20 protein-coding genes and 2 tRNA genes are annotated in these 21,141 nt (G+C 40.3%); 4 read left to right on the forward strand and 18 right to left on the reverse strand.

Going from position 1 to position 21,141, the window contains the following annotated elements; genetic code table 11:
* Together DC077_RS07700 and DC077_RS07705 are read right to left on the reverse strand one after the other, a co-directional pair.
* Positions 1-1,455, reverse strand: a complete 1,455-nt coding sequence (locus tag DC077_RS07700) for an alanine/glycine:cation symporter family protein (protein WP_109201925.1) — start codon at positions 1,453-1,455, stop codon at positions 1-3.
* A 476-nt stretch (positions 1,456-1,931) separates the two neighbouring features.
* Positions 1,932-2,384: an OsmC family protein gene (locus DC077_RS07705; RefSeq protein ID WP_109201926.1), complete on the reverse strand. Its 453-nt coding sequence runs from the start codon at positions 2,382-2,384 to the stop codon at positions 1,932-1,934.
* Between the two features lie 324 nt (positions 2,385-2,708).
* Here DC077_RS07705 and DC077_RS07710 point away from each other — a divergent pair, with 324 nt between their 5' ends.
* Positions 2,709-2,975 (forward strand): hypothetical protein, encoded by a 267-nt coding sequence (locus DC077_RS07710; RefSeq protein WP_109201927.1) that lies wholly within the window; start codon positions 2,709-2,711, stop codon positions 2,973-2,975.
* A gap of 185 nt (positions 2,976-3,160) precedes the next feature.
* On the opposite strand, the gene clpB is transcribed toward DC077_RS07710, so the two are convergent.
* Entirely contained in the window at positions 3,161-5,776 is a 2,616-nt protein-coding gene (gene clpB, locus DC077_RS07715; RefSeq protein ID WP_109201928.1) for an ATP-dependent chaperone ClpB, read from the reverse strand.
* Between the two features lie 561 nt (positions 5,777-6,337).
* Entirely contained in the window at positions 6,338-7,450 is a 1,113-nt protein-coding gene (locus tag DC077_RS07720; RefSeq protein WP_157953514.1) for an ankyrin repeat domain-containing protein, read from the reverse strand.
* A 263-nt stretch (positions 7,451-7,713) separates the two neighbouring features.
* On the opposite strand from DC077_RS07720, the gene DC077_RS07725 reads away from it, so the two are divergent.
* Together DC077_RS07725 and DC077_RS07730 are read left to right on the forward strand one after the other, a co-directional pair.
* Positions 7,714-8,481, forward strand: a complete 768-nt coding sequence (locus DC077_RS07725; protein ID WP_109201930.1) for a rhomboid family intramembrane serine protease — start codon at positions 7,714-7,716, stop codon at positions 8,479-8,481.
* Positions 8,478-9,314: a hypothetical protein gene (locus DC077_RS07730; RefSeq protein ID WP_109201931.1), complete on the forward strand. Its 837-nt coding sequence runs from the start codon at positions 8,478-8,480 to the stop codon at positions 9,312-9,314. The genes DC077_RS07725 and DC077_RS07730 overlap by 4 nt, the downstream gene beginning before the upstream one ends.
* 316 nt (positions 9,315-9,630) lie before the next feature.
* Here the strand turns inward: DC077_RS07730 and secB are convergent, their stop codons facing one another.
* The 11 genes from secB to prmA form a co-directional block, all read right to left on the reverse strand.
* Positions 9,631-10,122 (reverse strand): protein-export chaperone SecB, encoded by a 492-nt coding sequence (gene secB, locus DC077_RS07735; protein ID WP_109201932.1) that lies wholly within the window; start codon positions 10,120-10,122, stop codon positions 9,631-9,633.
* A gap of 50 nt (positions 10,123-10,172) precedes the next feature.
* Positions 10,173-10,439: a glutaredoxin 3 gene (gene grxC / locus DC077_RS07740; protein WP_109201933.1), complete on the reverse strand. Its 267-nt coding sequence runs from the start codon at positions 10,437-10,439 to the stop codon at positions 10,173-10,175.
* 11 nt (positions 10,440-10,450) lie between these two features.
* Positions 10,451-10,879, reverse strand: a complete 429-nt coding sequence (locus DC077_RS07745; RefSeq protein ID WP_109201934.1) for a rhodanese-like domain-containing protein — start codon at positions 10,877-10,879, stop codon at positions 10,451-10,453.
* A gap of 279 nt (positions 10,880-11,158) precedes the next feature.
* Positions 11,159-11,884, reverse strand: a complete 726-nt coding sequence (locus tag DC077_RS07750) for a UDP-2,3-diacylglucosamine diphosphatase (RefSeq protein ID WP_109201935.1) — start codon at positions 11,882-11,884, stop codon at positions 11,159-11,161.
* A gap of 6 nt (positions 11,885-11,890) precedes the next feature.
* On the reverse strand, positions 11,891-12,394 hold the full coding sequence (locus DC077_RS07755; RefSeq protein ID WP_109201936.1) for a peptidylprolyl isomerase: 504 nt from the start codon (positions 12,392-12,394) through the stop codon (positions 11,891-11,893).
* 219 nt (positions 12,395-12,613) lie between these two features.
* Positions 12,614-13,081: a copper resistance protein NlpE gene (locus DC077_RS07760; protein WP_109201937.1), complete on the reverse strand. Its 468-nt coding sequence runs from the start codon at positions 13,079-13,081 to the stop codon at positions 12,614-12,616.
* Between the two features lie 132 nt (positions 13,082-13,213).
* Positions 13,214-13,798, reverse strand: a complete 585-nt coding sequence (locus DC077_RS07765) for a peptidylprolyl isomerase (protein ID WP_109201938.1) — start codon at positions 13,796-13,798, stop codon at positions 13,214-13,216.
* A gap of 439 nt (positions 13,799-14,237) precedes the next feature.
* The gene (gene efpL, locus DC077_RS07770; protein WP_109201939.1) at positions 14,238-14,807 is read right to left on the reverse strand and encodes an elongation factor P-like protein EfpL; all 570 of its coding nucleotides are present in this window, start codon (positions 14,805-14,807) and stop codon (positions 14,238-14,240) included.
* 279 nt (positions 14,808-15,086) lie between these two features.
* Complete coding sequence (locus tag DC077_RS07775) at positions 15,087-15,359, reverse strand: helix-turn-helix domain-containing protein (RefSeq protein ID WP_094568422.1); 273 nt, start codon at positions 15,357-15,359, stop codon at positions 15,087-15,089.
* 271 nt (positions 15,360-15,630) lie between these two features.
* Positions 15,631-16,593, reverse strand: a complete 963-nt coding sequence (dusB, locus tag DC077_RS07780) for a tRNA dihydrouridine synthase DusB (RefSeq protein WP_109201940.1) — start codon at positions 16,591-16,593, stop codon at positions 15,631-15,633.
* Positions 16,593-17,480, reverse strand: a complete 888-nt coding sequence (prmA, locus tag DC077_RS07785) for a 50S ribosomal protein L11 methyltransferase (RefSeq protein WP_109201941.1) — start codon at positions 17,478-17,480, stop codon at positions 16,593-16,595. Before prmA ends, dusB begins: the two co-directional genes overlap by 1 nt.
* Positions 17,481-18,364: 884 nt before the next feature.
* On the opposite strand from prmA, the gene DC077_RS07790 reads away from it, so the two are divergent.
* Positions 18,365-18,628, forward strand: coding sequence for an FAD assembly factor SdhE (locus DC077_RS07790; protein ID WP_109201942.1), 264 nt, complete (start codon positions 18,365-18,367; stop codon positions 18,626-18,628).
* A gap of 105 nt (positions 18,629-18,733) precedes the next feature.
* Here the strand turns inward: DC077_RS07790 and DC077_RS07795 are convergent.
* From DC077_RS07795 to DC077_RS07805, 3 genes are all read right to left on the reverse strand, one after another.
* Positions 18,734-18,809, reverse strand: a tRNA-Thr gene (locus tag DC077_RS07795).
* Between the two features lie 206 nt (positions 18,810-19,015).
* Positions 19,016-19,091, reverse strand: a tRNA-Thr gene (locus DC077_RS07800).
* A 59-nt stretch (positions 19,092-19,150) separates the two neighbouring features.
* Positions 19,151-21,106: a tRNA(Met) cytidine acetyltransferase TmcA domain-containing protein gene (locus tag DC077_RS07805; protein WP_109201943.1), complete on the reverse strand. Its 1,956-nt coding sequence runs from the start codon at positions 21,104-21,106 to the stop codon at positions 19,151-19,153.
* Positions 21,107-21,141 lie beyond the last annotated feature (35 nt).

Below are 21,141 nucleotides of genomic sequence, written 5' to 3' on the forward strand. Positions count from 1 at the left end.
TTAATCTCGCTTTCTATCCGGCATCACCCGGAAATAGGCATCTTCTTGAAACTGAGCTTCTAAATCATCGCTCTGCCAACACTCAATCTCTCCCAACCAAGGGATATCTCTTGCATAAAATTGAGGATCAAATCCCAACTTCTTCTGCTCCATATAGTGTTCCCAAAGCGCAACAACCACATGCCTTAAGGAGAAGATCATAATAGAGTTAAGTACCGTGAGTAAGGAGATAAAGATCATCGTAATCGCAATTAATGCACTCATATTGATAAAGTAACTCGCAAGAATCACGATAATAAAAAAGAGTTTATAGAGATACTCTACCCATTTACGATTTTTAAAATAGAGAGCATTCACCATTCCATAGTAAAAACCACTAATGATTGAGGTTAAGGCAAAGAGAATTAAGATAAAGGAGAAGATATAGGGCGCTAATCCGCCCAGTGAGAGCCCTAATGAAGCTTGCATTAGAAGGATTCCATTGGCCACATTGGGGCTATAGAGTCCTGAAGAGAGAATAATAAAAGCAGAGAGTCCACCAATTACAAAGCTATCGATAAACACCCCAAAGCTCTGTAATAAACCCTGTTTTACAGGATGACTTGTATTTGCTGCGGCAGCTGCTGAAGCGGTACTACCAATACCAGCCTCATGAGAGATACTTCCCTTCTTAATACCCTCAACAATCGCAATACCAATGCCGCCACCTATCGCTTCCTGAAAACCAAAAGCACTCTTAATGATCAACCAAAAAAGAGCCGGCAATTCCTGAATATTGAGGAAAATAATGGCAAGAATAATCGCAACATAGAGAAAAAGAGTTATAGAAACCATTAATATTGCAATATGAGTTAGCCACCGAACATTTCCTAACACGGTCACTAAAATGATAATAAAGATAGCCCATAAGACGCGATCACCCGTCACTTCACTGTAGGTACTATGCGCTAATGAGGCAAGAACATTTGCATGGATTCCATTAAAGATAACGATAAAGAGCGCAATAAATATCAGGGCATAAAGCCCCCCTACTTTCGGCATATTGAGCCCTTTACGAATATAGTAAGCTGGTCCGCCACGATAGAGCCCGCGCTCTTTAGATTTATAGAGCTGAGCTAAGACTGCCTCCGCAAAAGCTAAAAACATTCCTAAAAAAGCAAAGACCCACATCCAAAAAATGGCGCCTGGCCCACCAATACTGATTGCAAGTGAAACCCCTACGATATTACCGATACCGATTCGATTTCCCATACTTAAACTAAAAGATTGAAAAGGGGTAATTCCACTATTATTTTTGCGCTTTTCAAAGAGAAGTTGCTTAATCTCCCTAAAATAAGGGAGTCGAAAAAAACTAATACGATAGATAAAGTAGAGCGCAACAATAATATAGACCGGTATGAGTAGGCCGAACCAGATATTGGCATCTAGTAAAAAATAAAATTGTTCTTTGAACATTAAGCCCCCAGCACTCTCTTTATAAATTTTATAATCACTACTAACAGTCTATGGAATATTAATTATATGAGTGTCTATAATAGATAAAAATATGTAAATTTTTATAAACGGCACATATTTATATAACTGCTTTTTAATTATTCTGATTATTTTTTAATCCCATTTAGGCGCTCACAATATTAATGTTAAATAACAATTTAATAACTAACTGATTTCCAATTATAATCGACAAATTACCAATAATTTATTGGCCATAGTGTCGATAAAAAACAGGTCAATAGGGATAAAGAAGAGTATCTAGACCACTGATAAATCAATGTAATCAGACTCCACCTTCACTTAGGTAACCGGTAACATTCTTGCCGATTCTATCTTTAAAATCGATATTAAGGTGATAAAATGTACCTCTTTTTTTAAAATCTTTTCAAGAAGTTACAGACATTTTATGACATTTTTAGAATCAACTGATCATGAGATCATGAATCTTTACACAGATTGACAACAACACTCTTTTTAGGCGCCACATCGATCGTCGCAGCAACAGGACAATGGTGCTCTACATGTGCAATCATTGCATCAATCGTCGCTCGATCCGCTGAAGTAGAGAGATGATAGATAGTACGAATTTCACTAAAACCGATTGGAACCGTTGGATCGCCCATATAACCGGCTGAATCAAAATCCCCTTCTACCTCAATATGACAAGATTCATAAGGGATCTTCTTTTGAGCAGCATAAGCATTAAAGACCATTGTTTTACAAGCCCCTAATGCTCCAAGAAGCAGCTCTACTGGAGTCATCCCCACATTATCACCATAAGGTTTAGGCTCATCTGCGATCACTAAGTGTTCCCGTGCTGTCATCGCAACCTGATATTTCTCCTTCATTTCACAATTGACTCGATAAACTTTTGCACTTTTCTTCAGCATATTAAAACTCCCCAAATTTTAAACGGTGCTACCTTAAGCCCCTCATCGCCAGCTCTATTTGATTAAATTTATCCTTAAATTTATCCCATTAGATCACAAGCAAGAGTAGCACTCAAAGAACGATAAAAGAGTAAGATTATATCGGCTTTGGATCAAAGTAACAGTAAAGTCATAGCAAAATCATAAATGAAACGTCCCCATTTACAATCATCTTTTGTAATACTGTAGCCGATGCTAAAGAATTAATTGACCCATCTTTTACCAAAAGTAAGCTACAATGAAAAATCGTAGCATCAATGTAACAGACCTAGGGAGGTTTTAATAATGGATCGGAAACCATTTCACCCTTCACGCCGACAATTTCTTAAGATCAGTGCGTTAGTTGCTATTAGCTCAATGACAACGCCGATTTCACACGCCCTTACACTGACCGGCGATAGAGATCAGGATCTCATCAATCCACCTAATAGACGCTCTATTTCCTATCAGGGAGATAAGATTCGCTCTCTTGATTTTGACTCCCACTATTTTCCACTGCGAAGCTATCAAATGGAAACATCTCTTCTTTCGATCTCCCCCGCTCTCTTCTAATACTTTTCCAATACGTTTCTAATACCCTTTCAATCATTGAAGATCGATAGCAATTATGGCAAACGAAAGACAGTAACTCCTGCAGAATACATCTTTTCAGAGAATAAAAAAGGCTGATAGAGAATTTCTCTACCAGCCCAATCATGATCAGCAAGATCGATCTTCTAATCTTTAGACAGATAAGATTAGATCACCTCAATCTCAGCATCTATCACATCCATATTGAGATCACCATCGATAATGACGCTATCTCCCGCTTTAAACTCACCTTTTAAGAACGCTTTTGCTAAAGGATTCTCAAGGTGTGTTTGAATTGCACGTTTGAGCGGTCTAGCCCCAAAGACAGGATCATAACCGATCTCACCGAGCTTATCTAAGCCCTCTTCTGTGACACTTAACATCACATCATGCTCAAGGAGACGTTTGACAACACGGTTTACCTGTAATTTCGCAATCTCACGGATATGCTCTTTACCTAATGGATGGAAGACTACAATATCATCGATACGGTTGATAAACTCAGGACGGAAATGTTGACCAACGACATCCATCACCGACTCACGCATCGCAAGATATTGATCTTTTTCACTCAGATCACTCAAACGACTCGCCTGCTCTTGAATCAGATGAGATCCTAAGTTTGAGGTCATAATGATCACTGTATTTTTAAAGTCCACGGTCCGACCTTGACCATCTGTTAAGCGACCATCATCTAATACCTGCAATAAGATATTGAAGACATCAGGATGCGCCTTTTCAACCTCATCAAGGAGAATCACAGAGTAGGGACGACGACGGATAGCTTCGGTTAAATAGCCACCCTCTTCATAGCCGACATATCCTGGAGGCGCACCAATCAAACGTGCAACGGAGTGTTTCTCCATAAACTCAGACATATCGATACGAAGCATCGCATTTTCATCATCGAAGAGGAATGTTGCCAAAGTTTTAGTAAGTTCTGTTTTACCAACCCCGGTAGGTCCTAAGAAGAGGAATGATCCGATCGGACGATTAGGATCAGATAATCCCGCTCGTGAACGGCGAACCGCATCAGAAACTGCAGTAATCGCCTCTTTCTGACCAATGACATTCTCCCCAAGAACCTCTTCCATTCGAAGTAACTTCTCCCGCTCCCCTTCCATCATGCGACTTACAGGGATGCCAGTCCACTTAGAGACCACATCCGCGATCTCGTTAGCGGTCACTTTCGTTCTTACTAAACGATGCTCGCGCTCTTCATAGTTTTCAGCCTCTTGTGACTCTTTCAATTGACGCTCAAGCTCAGGAATTTTGCCATATTGAAGTTCACTCATCTTCGCAAGATCACCACTTCGTCTTGCCGCTTCTAACTCAATACGCGCCTGATCGAGATCCTCTTTTAGAGAGGTTGCGCCTTGCATCAAGCTCTTCTCAATTTTCCAGATCTCTTCAAGATCTGCATACTCTTTCTCAAGTTTAGAGAGCTCCGCCTCAAGTGTCTCAAGACGTTTTTTCGATGCATCATCGGTCTCTTTCTTAATCGCTTCTCGCTCAATCTTCAACTGAATAATACGGCGATCAAGTTTATCCATCGCTTCAGGCTTTGAGTCGATCTCCATACGGATCTGGCTTCCCGCCTCATCGATCAAGTCGATCGCCTTATCAGGTAATTGACGATCGGTAATATAGCGATGTGACAATGTAGCAGCCGCGACAATTGCCGGGTCAGTAATTTCAACACCATGATGGATCTCGTAACGCTCTTTCAATCCACGAAGAATCGCAATGGTATCTTCAACTGTCGGTTCTTCCACTAAAACTTGTTGGAAACGACGCTCAAGTGCCGCATCTTTTTCAATATATTCGCGATACTCATTAAGGGTTGTTGCCCCGATACAGTGGAGTTCTCCACGCGATAGTGCAGGCTTTAAGAGGTTTCCGGCATCCATTGCACCATCGGTCTTTCCGGCACCTACCATCATATGAATCTCATCGATAAAGAGAATCACCTGCCCTTCTGCTTTCTCAAGTTCATTTAAGACCGCTTTTAAACGCTCTTCAAACTCCCCACGGAATTTTGCACCGGCAATCAATGCCCCAAGATCTAACGATAAAACACGTTTTCCTTTTAGACCTTCAGGAACTTCCCCATTAACGATACGCTGAGCAAGGCCTTCAACAATAGCTGTCTTACCCACACCCGGCTCCCCGATCAATACGGGATTATTCTTTGTTCTACGAGATAAAACCTGAATAGCACGGCGGATCTCATCATCTCGTCCAATAACGGGATCAAGTTTTCCAAGCTCTGCTCGCTCAGTTAAATCAACGGTATATTTGCTAAGCGCTTCACGCTTCTCTTCTGCATTAGGATCTTGCACAGTCTCACCTCCACGAATGGAATCGATCGCTCGGTTAAGTAATTCTTTAGTAACACCAGAATCTTTAAGAATCTCAGCAAGTCCTTTATTCTCATCTAAAATACCTAAAATAAAGACTTCTGATGAGAGATAACCATCGCCCCGGCGATGCATCTCTTTCTCTGCTGCAACTAAAACCCGCTGTAAGTTTTGACTAATATGGATATCATTGCTTCCAGAGATCTTTGGAAACTTATTAATCGCATCATTTACTTTCTGATTTAAGAGCGGGATATTAGCTCGGCATTGACGAAATAGCGGTAAAACCGAGCCCTCTTTCTGATTGAGCATGGCACTTAAGACATGCTCTGGTTCAATATATTGATTATCGTTAGTGAGCGCTAAAGTCTGTGCGCCACTTAACGCGTTTAAGAATGCTTGTGTAAATTTATCTTGGTTCATCTACCAAATCTCCCATAATTATGAATCGTGCTGGGGCTTACCATTCTAAATCTTTCTTATTCTTCAACTCTTTGCGATCTTTTCTGACACACCTTTATTCAGATATTAGAACCTTCCCCTGTTGATCAGAAGATGGGGATAATCTTTACCATTTCAAGTTTTCTATCTATTTTATTTATCTTTTTTTATCACTTTTTTATTCTTTTTTAATATCGATATGAATAATATGGCAAATAACCGAATCAATAACCCATTGAGTACTCCTGCTGAGTACTTATTAATCCTATAGATAACAGAAAAGAGAGCCATCAAACCTCTAATTGAGCTTCATAGAAACAGATTTCATCAAACAGAATTAATCAAAGCACTATTAGAGACCTGATACTCTCTTTTTATAAATTTTCGCTAAATATTTCAATAAAGCAAACATAACTTTCAAGATAAATGGATAAATGGATAAATGATAAAGGGAGCAATATAAATAGCGGTAATGCTATTAAATAGCCATATTAAAAATTTATATTAAACAAATATATTCCATCGCGATATAAAGAGTGATAACTAGTCTTGAGGTGTTAAGAGAACGATAACCTCTTGGTTTCCACTCTCTTTAGCTAAATCGACAGGTGTTAAATCATTATGGCTGAGACAATCGATGGCTGCCCCTGCTAATAAAAGTGCCTTTACCATCTTTGGTAATCCCATCGCTGCGGCACGATGAAGCGCAGAAAAACCATTGAGATCCACTTTATTAGGATCGGCACCTAATGTTAAAAGCGCCGCTAACCCCTTCTCTGACTTAATCTCTACTGCATCCATCAAGGGCGTTGTTCCATTTAATGAGAGAAGATTGAGATCAACTCCTTGCTCTGCCAAGAGCTTCATCATCTCATAATGATCGGTGTAGAGCGCCCAATGAATGGGAGTAAAACCATCTTGAGCCAATAGATTAGGATCGACTAATCCTTGCTGTAGAATCAATTTAACGCTCTCCTGATCATCATTGGCAATAGCAATATGGTAAGCCGTTGTTGTTCGTACTACCTTCTTGGAGGAGAAGAGAGCATCTTCGGCAAAAACACCAACTTTTGCTCGATGACCAAAGAGTGAAAAAGCCCAAACTGCGGCGCGATTCGTATCATGCTCTAACTCATTGAGTAGCGGAACGGGAGCACTCTCCCCAAGAACATGACTTAACATTAAAAAATTGAGTAAGGCAACTGTCTGATTCTCTGTCTCAAAATCACTATCGGTCATTCGCCCCTCAATTGCGTCAATTACCATCTGATTTTCTTCAAAACGTACGCTTGCTTTTGCCACAAGCTCTCTAGACCAGCTGCGAACAAAATAGAGGGCTTGACCATCAAAGAAGATCGCCCAGCGATCATCGGGAGTTTGAGGGACAAAGAGAGATCCCGGATAGAGCTTTCCATCAATTCGATAACGCAGATCAGCTACTATTTCCCGCTCAGTGACCGGCGAGGAACCTGAAAATGAGGCGCCATCCTCTAAACTATAAGAGTCTAGATTCTTCAAAGCACTCTCTTCTATATCACTTCCTAACTGATAGGTAATCGGGCGTAAATCTAATAGTGGTACGCCATATGGATTTTGATCATAACGAATCCAAGGTAACTCTTTAATCTCTTTCTTCCCACTCTCTTCTTTTACCATACAATAAACATCCCTATCTAATCTCATCAAGCCAATATTTTAGCGAACATGAATATATTAACGAATATGTAAAGAGTCTCTCAATAGCGCTTGACTATATAGCCCCTATTCCCAGATATCTCCTTAAACCATTGCGATTTTATAGGGCTAGTTTAACAAAATAAAATGATGCCACCGAATCATTCTCCCTATTTATCTTATGATAAGATAATCTCTCCCATAGAGACTCTCCCCTGTATCGATATCTAACCGAAAGGCACACTATGTTTAGAGATTTACCGATCGCAACACGATCCCTCATTTTTCTCAATGTGGGGATTTTTATTCTCTTAGCACTCCTGAGCGCTTTAGAGATCTTCGAGCTCCAATATTTTCTTGGTAGCTACTTCCCAAGCTCGCCATTTTTCCATCTTTGGCAACCCTTTACACATCTCTTTATCCATGCCGGCATCTCCCATCTACTCTTCAATATGTTTGCCCTTTTTATGTTTGGTGCAACAATTGAGCGAGTTATTGGGACAAAAAAGTTTCTTCTTCTCTACTTCGTTGCCGGAATGGGTTCATTTATCCTCTTTAATATTCAGAGCTACTTCACCATCAATAACTTAACCGCAGAGCTCTATGCACTCGACACCCCTACGGTTGTGAATCAAGTCTTATTCGAAGTGAAAAACAACCTTAAAATGGATCACCTCGGTATTATCACAGGTCCTGGTTATATCGATCGCATCCCTGAACTCTCAGCTCTTGTCGCTGAATATATTCGTCCAATGATGGGAGCATCCGGTGCGATTTATGGGGTATTAATTGCCTTTGGAATGCTCTACCCCAATGCCGGTTTAATCTTCTTCTTTATCCCTTTTCCCATCAAGGCAAAATACTTTATTCCCGGCATTATTGTTTTAGAAGTGATTTTAGGTCTTCTCAATCTCTCTTGGAACCCGATTGCTCATTTTGCTCATCTTGGCGGTGCTGCAGCGGGATTTCTTCTTATCTGGTATTGGAAAAAGCAAGGAGCTATTCGTCTATGAGTCTTATCCCATCTTTCCAAAAGCGCTTTAAAAAAGGGGCTTCCATTGCCCTTATCGCACTAGCATTGCAATCACTCTCCTTTGCAGCGCCACAACTACAACTCTCACAGGCAGAATTAGCGAAGGTCGGAGCACAAATCTATAAAAATGAGACCGGTGGTAAACGGGATAATTTAGCGGTTTGGAATCAAGGGGAGAACTTCCCCTCATTAGGAATTGGCCACTTTATCTGGTTTAAGACCGATGAACCGGCACACTTTGAAGAGACCTTTCCGGCATTAGTCACCTTTATCGCCAATCAAGGCGTTCCCCTCCCTAAAATTTTACAGAAAAATCGATCTGCGCCATGGAAAACTCGAGAAGCATTCAACCGAGCTAAAGCCTCCGGCGAACTCGATGAGCTGATACAGTTTTTAGAAAATACACAAGAGCTACAGACCCTCTTTATCTATCAACGATTGCAAAATGCTCTCCAAAAGATGAAGCAGGTATCCCAATATCCCGACTTTATCGAGATGAAGTTCTATGATGTTGCCGGCGTTCCAAATGGTCTTTACGCCTTGATCGATTATGTCAACTTTAAAGGAGAAGGAATCAACCCTAAAGAGCGCTATAAAGGGGAAGGATGGGGTTTAATGCAGGTATTAGAAAAGATGGATCTAGTAGCAACGGGAGATACAGAAGCTGCTAAAAATGCTGCTATTTTAAGAAGCTTTCGAAATGCAGCCGAAAGTGTCTTAACGGAGCGGGTTAAAAATGCAGATCCTCAAAAAGGGGAGGAACGCTGGCTCTCTGGCTGGATCAATCGATTAAATACCTATCAGCCTCAATAGCCTCAATGAGTACCATTTCAATAAGTGCCATTGACTCAATAATCTTTTGACTACGTTTTGACCGCATTTTGACTGCATTTTGACTAAAAAATCCTTCAAACCGATGCCAATAGGAGTACTTATACTTATCAAATATCGATTCCCTCTATTGAGCAATAAAAAAGACCCAAAATCAGCATATTGATTTTGGGTCTCTCTTTTATTGGTTGCTTAACATTAAGCTTTTATTTAATTGATCAGCTCTATAACGATATAACGATATAGCCATACATATAGCGATAAGCGATATAGCAATTAAATAAAATAGTGCCCTTACTTAAGCATCAACCTGCTCTTCTGCAGCCTCTGCTGCTTGCTGAGCTAAGCGATCGGCATAGATTGCCTCAAAGTTAATAGGTGAAAGCATTACCGGCGGGAAGCCTGCTCCTGCGATTAACTGATCTAAAGCAGGACGAATATAGGGGTAGAGAATATTAGGACAATATGCACCTTTTAAGTGTGCCTCTTGCCCCTCTTCAAAACCTTCAATTAAGAAGAGACCCGCTTGCTCTACTTCTGCTAAGAACATCACCTTAGTCTCACCCTCAGCCCCCTCTTCAGCTTCTGTTTTATAAGTCGCCGTAACCGTCACACGAAGCAGAATCTCATGGATATTAGGATCAACTTCACGATGATCATTTCCTAACTGAATCTGGATCTCAGGTTGAACATTTAACTTAAAAACTTCAGGAGTATTAGGAGATTCTAATGAGACATTTTTTGTATAAATTCTCACAATATCGAATGTAGGTTGTTTCTCTTGAGTCATCTCTTTGCCTTTTTAAATAGTTAGATCAAATCGATCAGCCAATCAATTGATTACTGGGGTAATTTACCTGAAAGATAGTCATCTAATTGACCTCTTGTCTCAAGCATCATCAGGTCATCACAACCGCCTACATGATGATCTCCAATAAAGATTTGAGGAACAGTATTACGGCCTGAACGCTTCTGGCACTCTTCCCAAAGTTTTGGATCACTATCAACATCAATTTTGACAGGTTCAACGCCATGGCGCGCAAGAATCTCAAATGCACGACGGCAATAACCACACGTTGCTTTAAAATAGACTTCTACTTTTTTCATCTGTTTCTCCTTTAACCTTTAGAAAGAGGCAAATTCGCTTCTTGCCATCCAACGATACCACCAACCAAAACATTTAAAGGCGCGTCAGGATGCATCTTACGCAACTTAATACACGCTTCATTTGCTCGTGGATCGGTATCGCTATACACAATAATCTTCTTCTCCCCAAATTGAGCTAAGCTCTCAAGCTTCTTCTCAAGCTCTGCTGCCGGAATATTGACCGCACTAGGGATATGTAATTTTTTATAATCTTTTTTCGAACGAATATCGATAAAGACCGCATTATCGTCATTATATTCACGTAATGCATCTGTAACACTCATTCGATATCTCTTTCCTCTTGCTGAGTTAATTTCATTCGCAATAAGGAGAATGACTACAACAACGAGTGCCGCTACAAACATCCAATTTTGTTGGATAAAAGGCATAATAGAATTCATATAGTTACTCTTTTTTAATTATTGTACTTATTAATACTTGTTTAATGCTATTTAATGCTGCTTTCAGACGATTTCAACGCTACTTCAATACCTTTTTTAATATTGAATAAAGGGTCGAAACGCTCTTTGTGCATCTACCTAGCCCTCTCTATCTCGTATACTGCGCTAAACCGAGATGGGTCGCGTAATATCACGATCGATAGGGACTCTATAGTGATATATAACCACTCAATATCTTACGCTATTTTCCCCTGAAATGATAGAACAGATCAATCACGATCACGGCTGAAAATCGGCAATATTGAATTGATGCCTCGTTATTTTTCCACGCTCTAATTTGAGGTAATCACCCTGAGTATCCCAATCACTCAAAACATAACGATACCGCCCACCTTCATAATCATGCGTCGCCGGGCGGTGAGTATGCCCATGAATCATCCGGGTCACCTCTCGCTTCTGAAAATATTGCTCCGTATAAGCCTCATTAACATCCATAATCTTACGTGCTGTCGATTGTGCACTCTTTTGCTTTATTTTTGCCGCCAACCGTAATCGGTAAGATTTAGGGAGCATACGTAGAAGGGGGAGAATAAAGGGATGACGAATCCAGCGTTTATAACGCTGATAAGCATGATCATCAATACAGAGCTCATCACCATGAAGTAGGAGAATATCCTCATTTTCTAAAATAAGCTCGCTCGGTGCGATCTCCATCTTTGCCTGCTTTGCATAACGCTTACCTAAGGCAAAATCACGATTGCCGGGGATAAAGGTGATCCTCGTTCCATGATCAGCTAAAGCAGCAAGATGATGCGCCAAGGCAATAGTGAGAGGCGTCTCAATATCATCTCCCGCCCAAAAGTCGAAAAGATCCCCCAAAATATAGAGGTGATCCGCCATCGGGGCTATTTGATCAATAAAATAGAAGAAAGCCGTAACGATATCGTTACGACTTTCACTGAGATGTATATCACCAATAAAGAGTGAGATAGAATCTGCTCGCATCAGCGATTACTCACTAATAACTTCAACATTCTCAATAATAATATCTTCAACCGGCACATCACCATGACCGCGACGAGAGGTTGTCTCTACCTTAGCCATTTTATCGATCACATCCATTCCTTCTACCACTTCACCAAATACAGCATAACCCCAACCTTGTGGCGTCTGCGATTTGTGATCGAGGAAACTATTATCCACTAAGTTGATAAAAAATTGTGAGGTAGCAGAATGAGGATCCATCGTCCGAGCCATAGCAACAGATCCGCGCACATTTTTCAGACCATTATCTGCTTCATTCTGAATCGGTTCACGGTGTCCTTTATGTTTATCCACCATTCCAGGCTCTAATCCGCCACCTTGAACCATAAACCCAGGAATAATACGGTGAAAGAGCGTACCATTGAAATAACCATCTTTCGCATATTGAAGAAAGTTTTCAGCGGTGACAGGTGCTTTTTCATGATTGAGTGCAATGGTAAAGTCGCCCATTGTTGTGTGGAACTTAAGCATTATTAAATACCTCTTTTTTGTTATAGATCTAATGGCAACTATCACTAACGATAGCGGTAGTTGCCATTAATGTTTTGTACTGTTTTGTACTGTTTTGTACTGTTTGTACTGTTTTTACTGCTTTTTGTGTGTTACTTGATGTAACTGGCGTACTACTGAATGTACAGATTAATGTATTAATGTACTATTCATAATCACTAGAGAGTGATCGATTGTACACTACTCTTCAGGTAATACCTTATGAAGTGTATAGTCAAAAGGTCCCTCATTAGCGATACGTTTTCCCTCTTTATCTGCAGGAAAGAGAACATTTTCACCGACAAAGTAACGAAGCGCACCATCTGGTCCGCCATCAGTGCCCTCTAATGTTACAACTTGTCCTGCTTTGTTCCACGTGAAACGCCCAGACTCATTAAAGGTTTCATCTTTCCCTTTAACATCGAGATAGGTCTGTTTAAGATCGTAACCACCATTATATTCAAGTGTAAGCTCTACATCGATACCGCTACAATCAGCACAAGGATATTGCCCTTTATAGACGCCGGCATAATCGAGTGCATTTTGTGCTGAATGCTCCTTATCAAATTCGATTGTTGTATTCTCATCAATCGTCGCCGGTGTTACCTCTTTATCATTACATGCCGTAAGAAGAAGCGCTGCACCTAACACAATCCATAACTTTTTCATTCTATTCCCTCTGTTTTGATCAACACTCAGTGCGGATCTATTCGTTGTTAACGATCAATAACTAGTAGCAATCAAGGGATCGACAACTAGCCGATAAATACATTTAAAACCTTTAAACCATTAAAGCATCGGTTACGGTTTTTCAACAAACTTAACACTCTCAATGACAACAGGTTCAGCAGGCACATCTTGATGGCCCCCTTTTGATGTGGTCTTAACCTTTTCAATCTTATCGATCACATCCATCCCCTCAACAACTTTACCAAAGACAGTATACCCATACCCATCCTGACCGGGATAATCTAAAAATGTATTATCTTGAGTATTAATAAAGAATTGGCTTGTTGCTGAATTAGGGTCCATTGTCCGTGCCATCGCAATCGTTCCACGCTCATTTTTCAAACCATTATTTGATTCGATCTTTATCGGCGCCCCACTCTTCTTCTGCTTCATCTCCTGATCAAAGCCACCTCCTTGAACCATGAAACCATCAATAACGCGATGGAAGATTAGACCATCGTAATAACCATCATCAACATAGTTTTTAAAGTTCTCAACGGTAATAGGTGCCTTTTCAGGGTCGAGTTCAACAACAAAGTTTCCTTTTGTTGTATCCATTTCCACATAGAGATGAGGCGCTGTTACTGCTTCTTCTGCCATAACGACTCCTGAAAAGAGGCTCGCTGCTAATGCACCGGCTAACATTAATTTTTTCATATTGACTCCTAGATCAAAACTATCCAAGCGAGAAGAGCGTAATCTGATAGCAATACACTTTTAAAGCACTGCTCACTACAACAGATCACAATTAATACTGACTATTATAACTTAATATCGCCTTTTTAAACGATTTCAAGAGTAAATCACCTCTTTTATAAGATTATTTTTTTTAATCACCCCTTTTACCTTTTATATCAATCCTTTTAGTCATGCCCTTTAACCTTTCATACAAAATGCTTATTAAGTAGGATCTCGCCGGCTTTAAAAGGATTAAGGAGTAAAAGTAACCACCTAAAAAAATGGTGTCATCTTGCAATGACACCATCTGTAATCAACGATAAAGCTGATAAATTTTAATAAAGCCTGTAACGCAACCGCAATTTACTCTTTGTTAACATCTTTGTTAATGTCTTTAGTAACGCCTTTATTTGTGCGTTTAGTTAGCGCGACTTGAGTACTCTCTTGTATCGGTATTGACCACAATCTTTGTCCCATTTTCAATATACTCAGGAACAGAAACCGTAATCCCTGTAGAGAGTTTTGCCGGCTTATTGCGCTTTGTAGCACTTGCACCCTTTAACTCAGGCGCTGTATCTATAACTTCTAACACAACAGTTTGCGGTAGAGAGAGCGCAACGGGCACCTCATTGACTAAGGAGACGTAATAGCCCTCAATGCCCTCAAGAATAAATCCTGCATCATCGCCTACAAGCTTCTCACTAAGATAGTATTGACTATAATCTTCACTATCCATAAAGACATAATTATCTCCCTCTTTATAGGAGTAACTTGCCTCACGTTTTGTTAACTCAACATCATCTAACTCATCATCAGCACGTAAAGAGAGATCAATTTTGTGATTATCGGGGATAGAGAACATCTGTATTCGAAAAGTGGTATTTCCCCCGCGGGCTGTCGGTGCAGATTTCTCCACCTCTCGCACTAAGTAGTAGAGGTTATTATATTGTACGACATCACCTCGACGTATCTCATTTGCTTTCTTCATACATCTCTCCTCAATAATCCTATTCATCACTAATCACATTAACATGATAAGCACTTGAAACATTACAAATGTATTACAAGTATTACAAGTATTACAAGTATTACAACTACAATACTGCCATTGTGCTTATCTCAAAGTTTAAGAGCAATACAGATCAGTAGCTTACCCATTTTATGCCGTCACCTTCTCTCTATACTGCTCACTTCACTGACTTCATCTACTTAGAGTAACCGATTGATCTATATTGCTCTCTTATTATGCCATGGATACTTTGAAGATCTATGACTTATGATCTCTCGGATCAATATCGAAGTAATCTAAACGTTTTTTTAGAGTTGAGCGTGTAATTCCTAAGATCTCCGATGCTTTGGACTGATTACCATCCGTGTACTCTAATACTTTCTCAAAAAGAGGTCTCTCTACCTCGTTGATCACTAAACGGTAAAGATTGGGTGGATATTTCCCATCTAACATACTGGAAATTTCGTCTAATGCTTCCTTGACTGACTCACGCAATGGAATATGATCTTTAAGACGCTCACGAGAAATCATGTTTACTACTCCTAGAATATCTATCTAATTAAAAAATAAATGAAGCGAATGAGATATTACTCAGCGATAACTAAAGGGCATGTTATACCTCTGCCATTCTTAGTGTAACCAACTCAATAAAAAGAGAATCTCTTCACACCACAAGTGAGCCATCAATTAAGCCATCAATCGTAGAATGTGAATCGATCTATCTATCCGCTCTATAAAACAGACCTATAGCAAATGATAATATTGTAAAATTATCACCTCTTAAGGTTATGAAAATTGTTCTTTATTGAAAAAATATTGCTGGATCTAAAAATATCTTGTCAATCCACGCTAACTGCTGCTCTGGAATCTTCTCGCGCAACATTGCGCTTCGCCACTCTTGTGGTATCTCTCGATCCCCGAGATACCAAAGGATATGCTTTCGAGCAACACGAATCCCCTTCTCAATCCCATAAAAATGGTGTAGAGCGGAGATATGCTCAGTAACGATTTGATAACGCTCCTCAAGGGTTGGTTGATAATCTTTCTCTTCAATAAGAGAACGAAACAACCAAGGATTCCCTAAAGCGCCCCGCCCTATCATAATGGCATCTGCCTTAGTGACCGCTAATACCTCTTTCGCTCTATCAAGTGAGTCAATATCACCATTGGCAATGACAGGAATGGAGATTGCTTCTTTCACTTTTGCAATCGTCTCATATTCCGCTTCTCCCAAAAATCGATCCTCTCGTGTTCGCCCATGAATCGCTAAAGCTTGAATCCCGATCGACTCAGCCATTTTGGCAATTGTTACAGCATTCTTGTTAGCACGATCCCAACCGGTACGTATCTTCAATGTAACCGGTACATCAACGGCCGCAACCACAGCCTTTAAAATATCACCAACAAGTGCTTCATCCTGCAACAATGCAGATCCCGCGGCCTTTTTACAGACCTTTTTCGCTGGGCAGCCCATGTTGATATCAACGATTTCAGCACCATTTTCCACACTAAATTGCGCCGCTGCTGCCATCATCTTTGGATCATATCCTACAATCTGAGCGCTCACAGGAGAGAGCTCACCTTCATAGATCAATCGCAGTTGTGATTTTTCAGTCTCCCACAGTTCTGGATTAGCATTGACCATCTCACTGACTGCAAGGCCAGCACCAAAACGCCGACAAATTTTACGGAAAGGAAGATCCGTTACCCCCGCCATAGGTGCAAGCACATAGGGCGATGATATTTGATAGTTGCCTATTTTCATTACGATCTCTTAATACCGTAGAGCCTTGTCCAACCGTCTAAACTTTTATCTGCTTGGAATTCAAATTGATCCCGGTAAGCATCCTTTACAAACTCCGCATCATGATCTAAGAGTCCTGCAAGAACAAGATGACCACCCGGCTCAACTAAGTTTGCTAAGATCGGTGCGAGCTCAACTAATGGTCCCGACAAGATATTGGAGAGCACAATCTTCGCTTTAGGTGGGGAAAATGATTCTGGAAGCGCTGCATGAATCGATACACTGTTCCGTTCAGCATTCTGCTCTGTTGCATAGATCGCTTGCTTATCGATGTCAGTGCTATAGCAGGCTTTTGCTCCCAACAATTTTCCAGCAATCCCTAAAATACCGGAGCCACAACCATAATCGACAATCGTCGCATCTATGAGCTGTTCACGATGATCAGACAGCCACTCTAAACAGAGCGCTGTTGTCGGATGGGTTCCTGTACCAAATGCCAGACCGGGATCTAAACGAACCGTAGCAATCTCCGGCTCAGGAGAGGGAAGATGTGTCGGACAGATCCAGAGATTCTCACCAAATTTAATGGGCTTATAGTGATCTTGCCAAGCACGCACCCAATCTTTATCTTCTAATTCATGAGTCTCAACAATTGGAAGATAAGGTTGGTCTAAATAACTCATCAAAAAAGCTTTAATCGCTTCAACATCACACGGGACTTCATACAATCCTGTCACTAATGTTTCACTCCATAATGGTGTCTCACCTGGAAGTGGTTCAAATATGGGCTCATCGCTACCATCTTTCATGGTGACAGCAACAGCACCTGACTCAACTAATGCTTCATCAAGCAGGTCAGCCGTCAAACGCGCATCAGCTTTTAGAGTTAATTCAAACCATTTATTCATAGCTTCACCACATGTCACAATTTTATTAAGGGGAGAATACTAGCTAAGATATGAAACATAATCAAGCAAAAGAGCGTAAGGCAAATTGCGATCTACTTCTTAGCAAGGCATAGATCATAACAAAATTCTCTCCCCATTTGCGCATTTTTTTTACGGGTTATTCTACAAAACGCTATAAAATGGGATTTTTCCTTGCTCTCTTCTCGTTAGCATCCACTATCTAAACCTACCAGAAAGTATCGGAGAGATTCATCCGTCGCTTTAACCTACTTCATAAAAAGAGATACCGAAATAGATCAATAGTGGGTAGCATAGAGTGAGTATTAGAAGTAACAAGCAAAAGATGCAATCGATAGAGAGCAGATAATAAAAGCGTGTGAATAATCATAAACAAAATGATTAGTCATACAATGATGATTTACACTGAATTTAAACTGAGCTTAATCACTATTTAAATCAGCTATAAATAGCTTTTTATAGCCTTTTATACTCTTTTATTGAGCATATCAGTGGCATCAATAGAAGATTTTTGAAGAGTTGCTTGGGATTTTTGCTCTCACTCTTATCGTGATAACGCTATTGACATCATCTATCGAGGCTATCTCTATCTGTATAATTGTCTGGCGCTATCTGTATATCTATGTCGTATGGCTATATGATCTATCGATAAGATCGTTAAGGTTTATAGGTTTATAGGTTTATAGGATCGAAAGTTAATAAGCTTTAATAAGAGTATCGATCATTAATAGGACTAATAGAGTTTAATAGCCTTTAATAGGCTTTAATAGGTTTTAATAGGTTTTAATATAGACTTGAGTGGAAATTAACTAAGATTGTCAAAATCGATATCGTTAATTGTTAAATATTAATTGGAGGCTGATGTAATGGATAATAAATATGATCTTCGAAAAATAAAATGGCGTTCACGTCGAGGGATGAGAGAGCTTGATGCACTTTGTGATCGCTATCTTGAAAATCACTTTGAAAGTGCTCCCGATAGTGAAAAAGAGCTCTACCTTTCACTCCTTGAGATGCAAGATCCTGAACTCTACTCACTACTGATGCATCGAGCAGAGTATCCTAGCCCTGAAATTAAAGCATTAGTGTTAAAGATGAATCCAGATGTTTTAGATACCCTATCTGAGTAATACATACGATCGAAGGGAGCACAGTAAAAAGATCAACCCCTAACATCAAAGATAAAGATAGAGATAAAAGAAGAGCCCAACAGTTAAACTGTTGGGCTCTTTATCTGGTGCCGGCACCACGAATCGAACGCGGGACCTACTGATTACAAGTCAGTTGCTCTACCAACTGAGCTACGCCGGCTTTCATAAATTTAATCTTTAAATTTAATCAAGAAGTGGAATTATAGAGTCCCAAACTCAAGAAGTCAACTCTTTTATCAAAAGCAGCTGAATTAAGCTTTTTAGAGGTTTTAAAAACCTGTCTCAATATCTTTAAAGAATATAAATAATTAACTAATTGAAATAATAAAAAAAACCCAACAGCTAATTGCTATTGGGTCTTCTATCTGGTGCCGGCACCACGAATCGAACGCGGGACCTACTGATTACAAGTCAGTTGCTCTACCAACTGAGCTACGCCGGCTAAACTATATTTGAAGATTATAGAGAGGAAGTAGACCACTGTCAACTGATGTCTAACAATCATTCACCTTCAGACTCTAATCGATCAGCTAGACCCTCTTTTTTAGCACGATAGAGTGCATTTTCCACACTATATCTTGCTCTCTTACCATAACTATAAGCATCAATCACCGCCACATCACGCGCATCAAAACTACCTGCGTTAACATAGAGAGTTAAGATCTCGGCAATCGCAGGGCGTTCTCCCATCTTTTTAATATTTAAAACCGCATCAGCGGCAAATTTACGATAACTCTCTTCAATCCATGGATGATCCTGAATCTTTTTAAGAACTACCAATGAGTAGAGACCGGTTGTCTTATCAAGATGAGAGCCTAAATGAGCTGGCTGAAATCCTAAACTCTTCCAAAATGCCAAAAGATCTGCGGTAAGCCCAAAGCTAACTGAAAGAAAATCAAGTGCTAACGATCTCTCTGCTTCAATGGCAGAGATCATCTCCTCACCGACTCTTAATCTTCGAAAAGGAGTGGCAACGGAGATACGAGAGATTCGTACAGATCGTGCGGTCATCGCCTCTGGAAAATAACTTTGACCGGCTAAAATTTGTGGTACCAAATTGCCCTTCGGGCGCCGTTCTCCACGAAAAACTGCTTCAGCAAGCGCAGTTGGTAACTCCCCTTCCCTGATCCCCCATGTTGCACCAATCAATTTAGATCGATAAAAAGCTAATACAAAGAGCTGATTAGGTGCATCGAAGAGCCGTCTTATATCTTGAATATTGGTCTGGTAATGGGTCTGATTTAGCAACTGATAGAGCGCCAATAATTTCTCACTATCTTCTCGTAACTGCGCTATATTTCTATCATCATAAAGCTCGATCACTAATGCTTCTTGTAACGCTTCCTTTGTAGGAACTGGTAAGGAGACATCTAAATCATACCGACTACTTTGAGTAAAGCGCAACGCCCCTACTAACCTAGCTAAAGGGTCGCTCTTATCAAAACGATGAATCACCTTAAGGCTATATTGTTTCTTAATGGAGATAAGATCATAGAGTTTCTCCCGTAAACCTTGTCCTGTTCCTTCATAATTTTCCACTGATGAGATCATCAATACCTTGCGAAATCGTTTCACTAAACGCTCAAGGTGCGAGAGGGGCATCTTTGCTGCCTCTTCAATAATCAATGTCTGCGCTAAAACGACCCCCTCTTCAATTCCTAAAAAGAGCGCATCCGGCGCTCGAAACTGACAATCCGTTAAAGATTGATACTGTTCAATAGCTAACTGGTTAGGGGCCGTTAAGATAAATTGCTTAGGATTGCTAGCGATCAATGCCGCACCTAAAGCTGATTTTCCACTTCCCCTTGGAGAAAAGAGCGTGAACACACCACTCTCCTCTGTTAGAAAATGGTTATAGATTCTTCGTTGCTCTTCGGTAAATTGTGCTTGATTTAAGCGTTCTTTTTTATTTTTAGAGAGCGCTACCGTTTCTCTCTTTATCGCGACTAACTTCTCTTTTAGAGCATCTTCATCTTGCTGAAATTGAGGAGTATATAATTTTCCTTGCCGGTAACAATAGCTGTAATAGCTCAGCTGTCTCGCTAAATAGTGATCGAAATAGGGTGTGGAGATCGCAATATCATGAAAGCGCTGACTCTCCTGCTCTCCTAATGGCATTGTGGCTAATAGTAATAAAACACCTCTAGTGCCTATCGTTGCCGCAATTGAAAGAAAGTAGTCGAGAGGAAATCCTCGTCGGATATCGAGCAGAACAGCTTCTGTCGTGGCCCCTAAAAAATGGCGAGTCGCTTTTAAAGCTTCTGCCTGATATTGTGTTTGTAATAAGGGATCATCAGAAAAAAGGAGTGCATTAGGATAATATGTGCGAAAAGAATGGATGATTGACTCAGTCTCTATTGTATCTTGATCGTGGGGATCAAGATTGAGCGTTAAAACTGTTCGAGATCGCTGCACTAATGCCTTCTCGAAAAAGTGTTCAAGCCACTTTTGCGCCATTCTCCCTCCTATATAACCCTTAATTGCACCTTCTT

Origin of the sequence: Ignatzschineria cameli (assembly GCF_003121895.1) — a bacterium.
Taxonomy (GTDB): Bacteria; Pseudomonadota; Gammaproteobacteria; order Cardiobacteriales; family Wohlfahrtiimonadaceae; genus Ignatzschineria; species Ignatzschineria cameli.

Coding starts and splice junctions, on each gene's coding strand:
- DC077_RS07775 (WP_094568422.1), bottom strand. CDS start 15,359: ATGATTTCTCGTGAGCGTCTTAAAGATCATATTCCATTGCGTGAGTCA.
- DC077_RS07730 (WP_109201931.1), top strand. CDS start 8,478: ATGAGTCTTATCCCATCTTTCCAAAAGCGCTTTAAAAAAGGGGCTTCC.
- clpB (WP_109201928.1), bottom strand. CDS start 5,776: ATGAACCAAGATAAATTTACACAAGCATTCTTAAACGCGTTAAGTGGC.
- DC077_RS07700 (WP_109201925.1), bottom strand. CDS start 1,455: ATGTTCAAAGAACAATTTTATTTTTTACTAGATGCCAATATCTGGTTC.
- DC077_RS07755 (WP_109201936.1), bottom strand. CDS start 12,394: ATGCTTAAGTTCCACACAACAATGGGCGACTTTACCATTGCACTCAAT.
- DC077_RS07750 (WP_109201935.1), bottom strand. CDS start 11,884: ATGCGAGCAGATTCTATCTCACTCTTTATTGGTGATATACATCTCAGT.
- secB (WP_109201932.1), bottom strand. CDS start 10,122: ATGACTCAAGAGAAACAACCTACATTCGATATTGTGAGAATTTATACA.
- DC077_RS07760 (WP_109201937.1), bottom strand. CDS start 13,081: ATGAAAAAGTTATGGATTGTGTTAGGTGCAGCGCTTCTTCTTACGGCA.
- DC077_RS07745 (WP_109201934.1), bottom strand. CDS start 10,879: ATGAATTCTATTATGCCTTTTATCCAACAAAATTGGATGTTTGTAGCG.
- DC077_RS07805 (WP_109201943.1), bottom strand. CDS start 21,106: ATGGCGCAAAAGTGGCTTGAACACTTTTTCGAGAAGGCATTAGTGCAG.
- DC077_RS07705 (WP_109201926.1), bottom strand. CDS start 2,384: ATGCTGAAGAAAAGTGCAAAAGTTTATCGAGTCAATTGTGAAATGAAG.
- DC077_RS07720 (WP_157953514.1), bottom strand. CDS start 7,450: ATGGTAAAAGAAGAGAGTGGGAAGAAAGAGATTAAAGAGTTACCTTGG.
- DC077_RS07710 (WP_109201927.1), top strand. CDS start 2,709: ATGGATCGGAAACCATTTCACCCTTCACGCCGACAATTTCTTAAGATC.
- DC077_RS07725 (WP_109201930.1), top strand. CDS start 7,714: ATGTTTAGAGATTTACCGATCGCAACACGATCCCTCATTTTTCTCAAT.
- grxC (WP_109201933.1), bottom strand. CDS start 10,439: ATGAAAAAAGTAGAAGTCTATTTTAAAGCAACGTGTGGTTATTGCCGT.
- DC077_RS07790 (WP_109201942.1), top strand. CDS start 18,365: ATGGATAATAAATATGATCTTCGAAAAATAAAATGGCGTTCACGTCGA.
- dusB (WP_109201940.1), bottom strand. CDS start 16,593: ATGAAAATAGGCAACTATCAAATATCATCGCCCTATGTGCTTGCACCT.
- DC077_RS07765 (WP_109201938.1), bottom strand. CDS start 13,798: ATGAAAAAATTAATGTTAGCCGGTGCATTAGCAGCGAGCCTCTTTTCA.
- prmA (WP_109201941.1), bottom strand. CDS start 17,480: ATGAATAAATGGTTTGAATTAACTCTAAAAGCTGATGCGCGTTTGACG.
- efpL (WP_109201939.1), bottom strand. CDS start 14,807: ATGAAGAAAGCAAATGAGATACGTCGAGGTGATGTCGTACAATATAAT.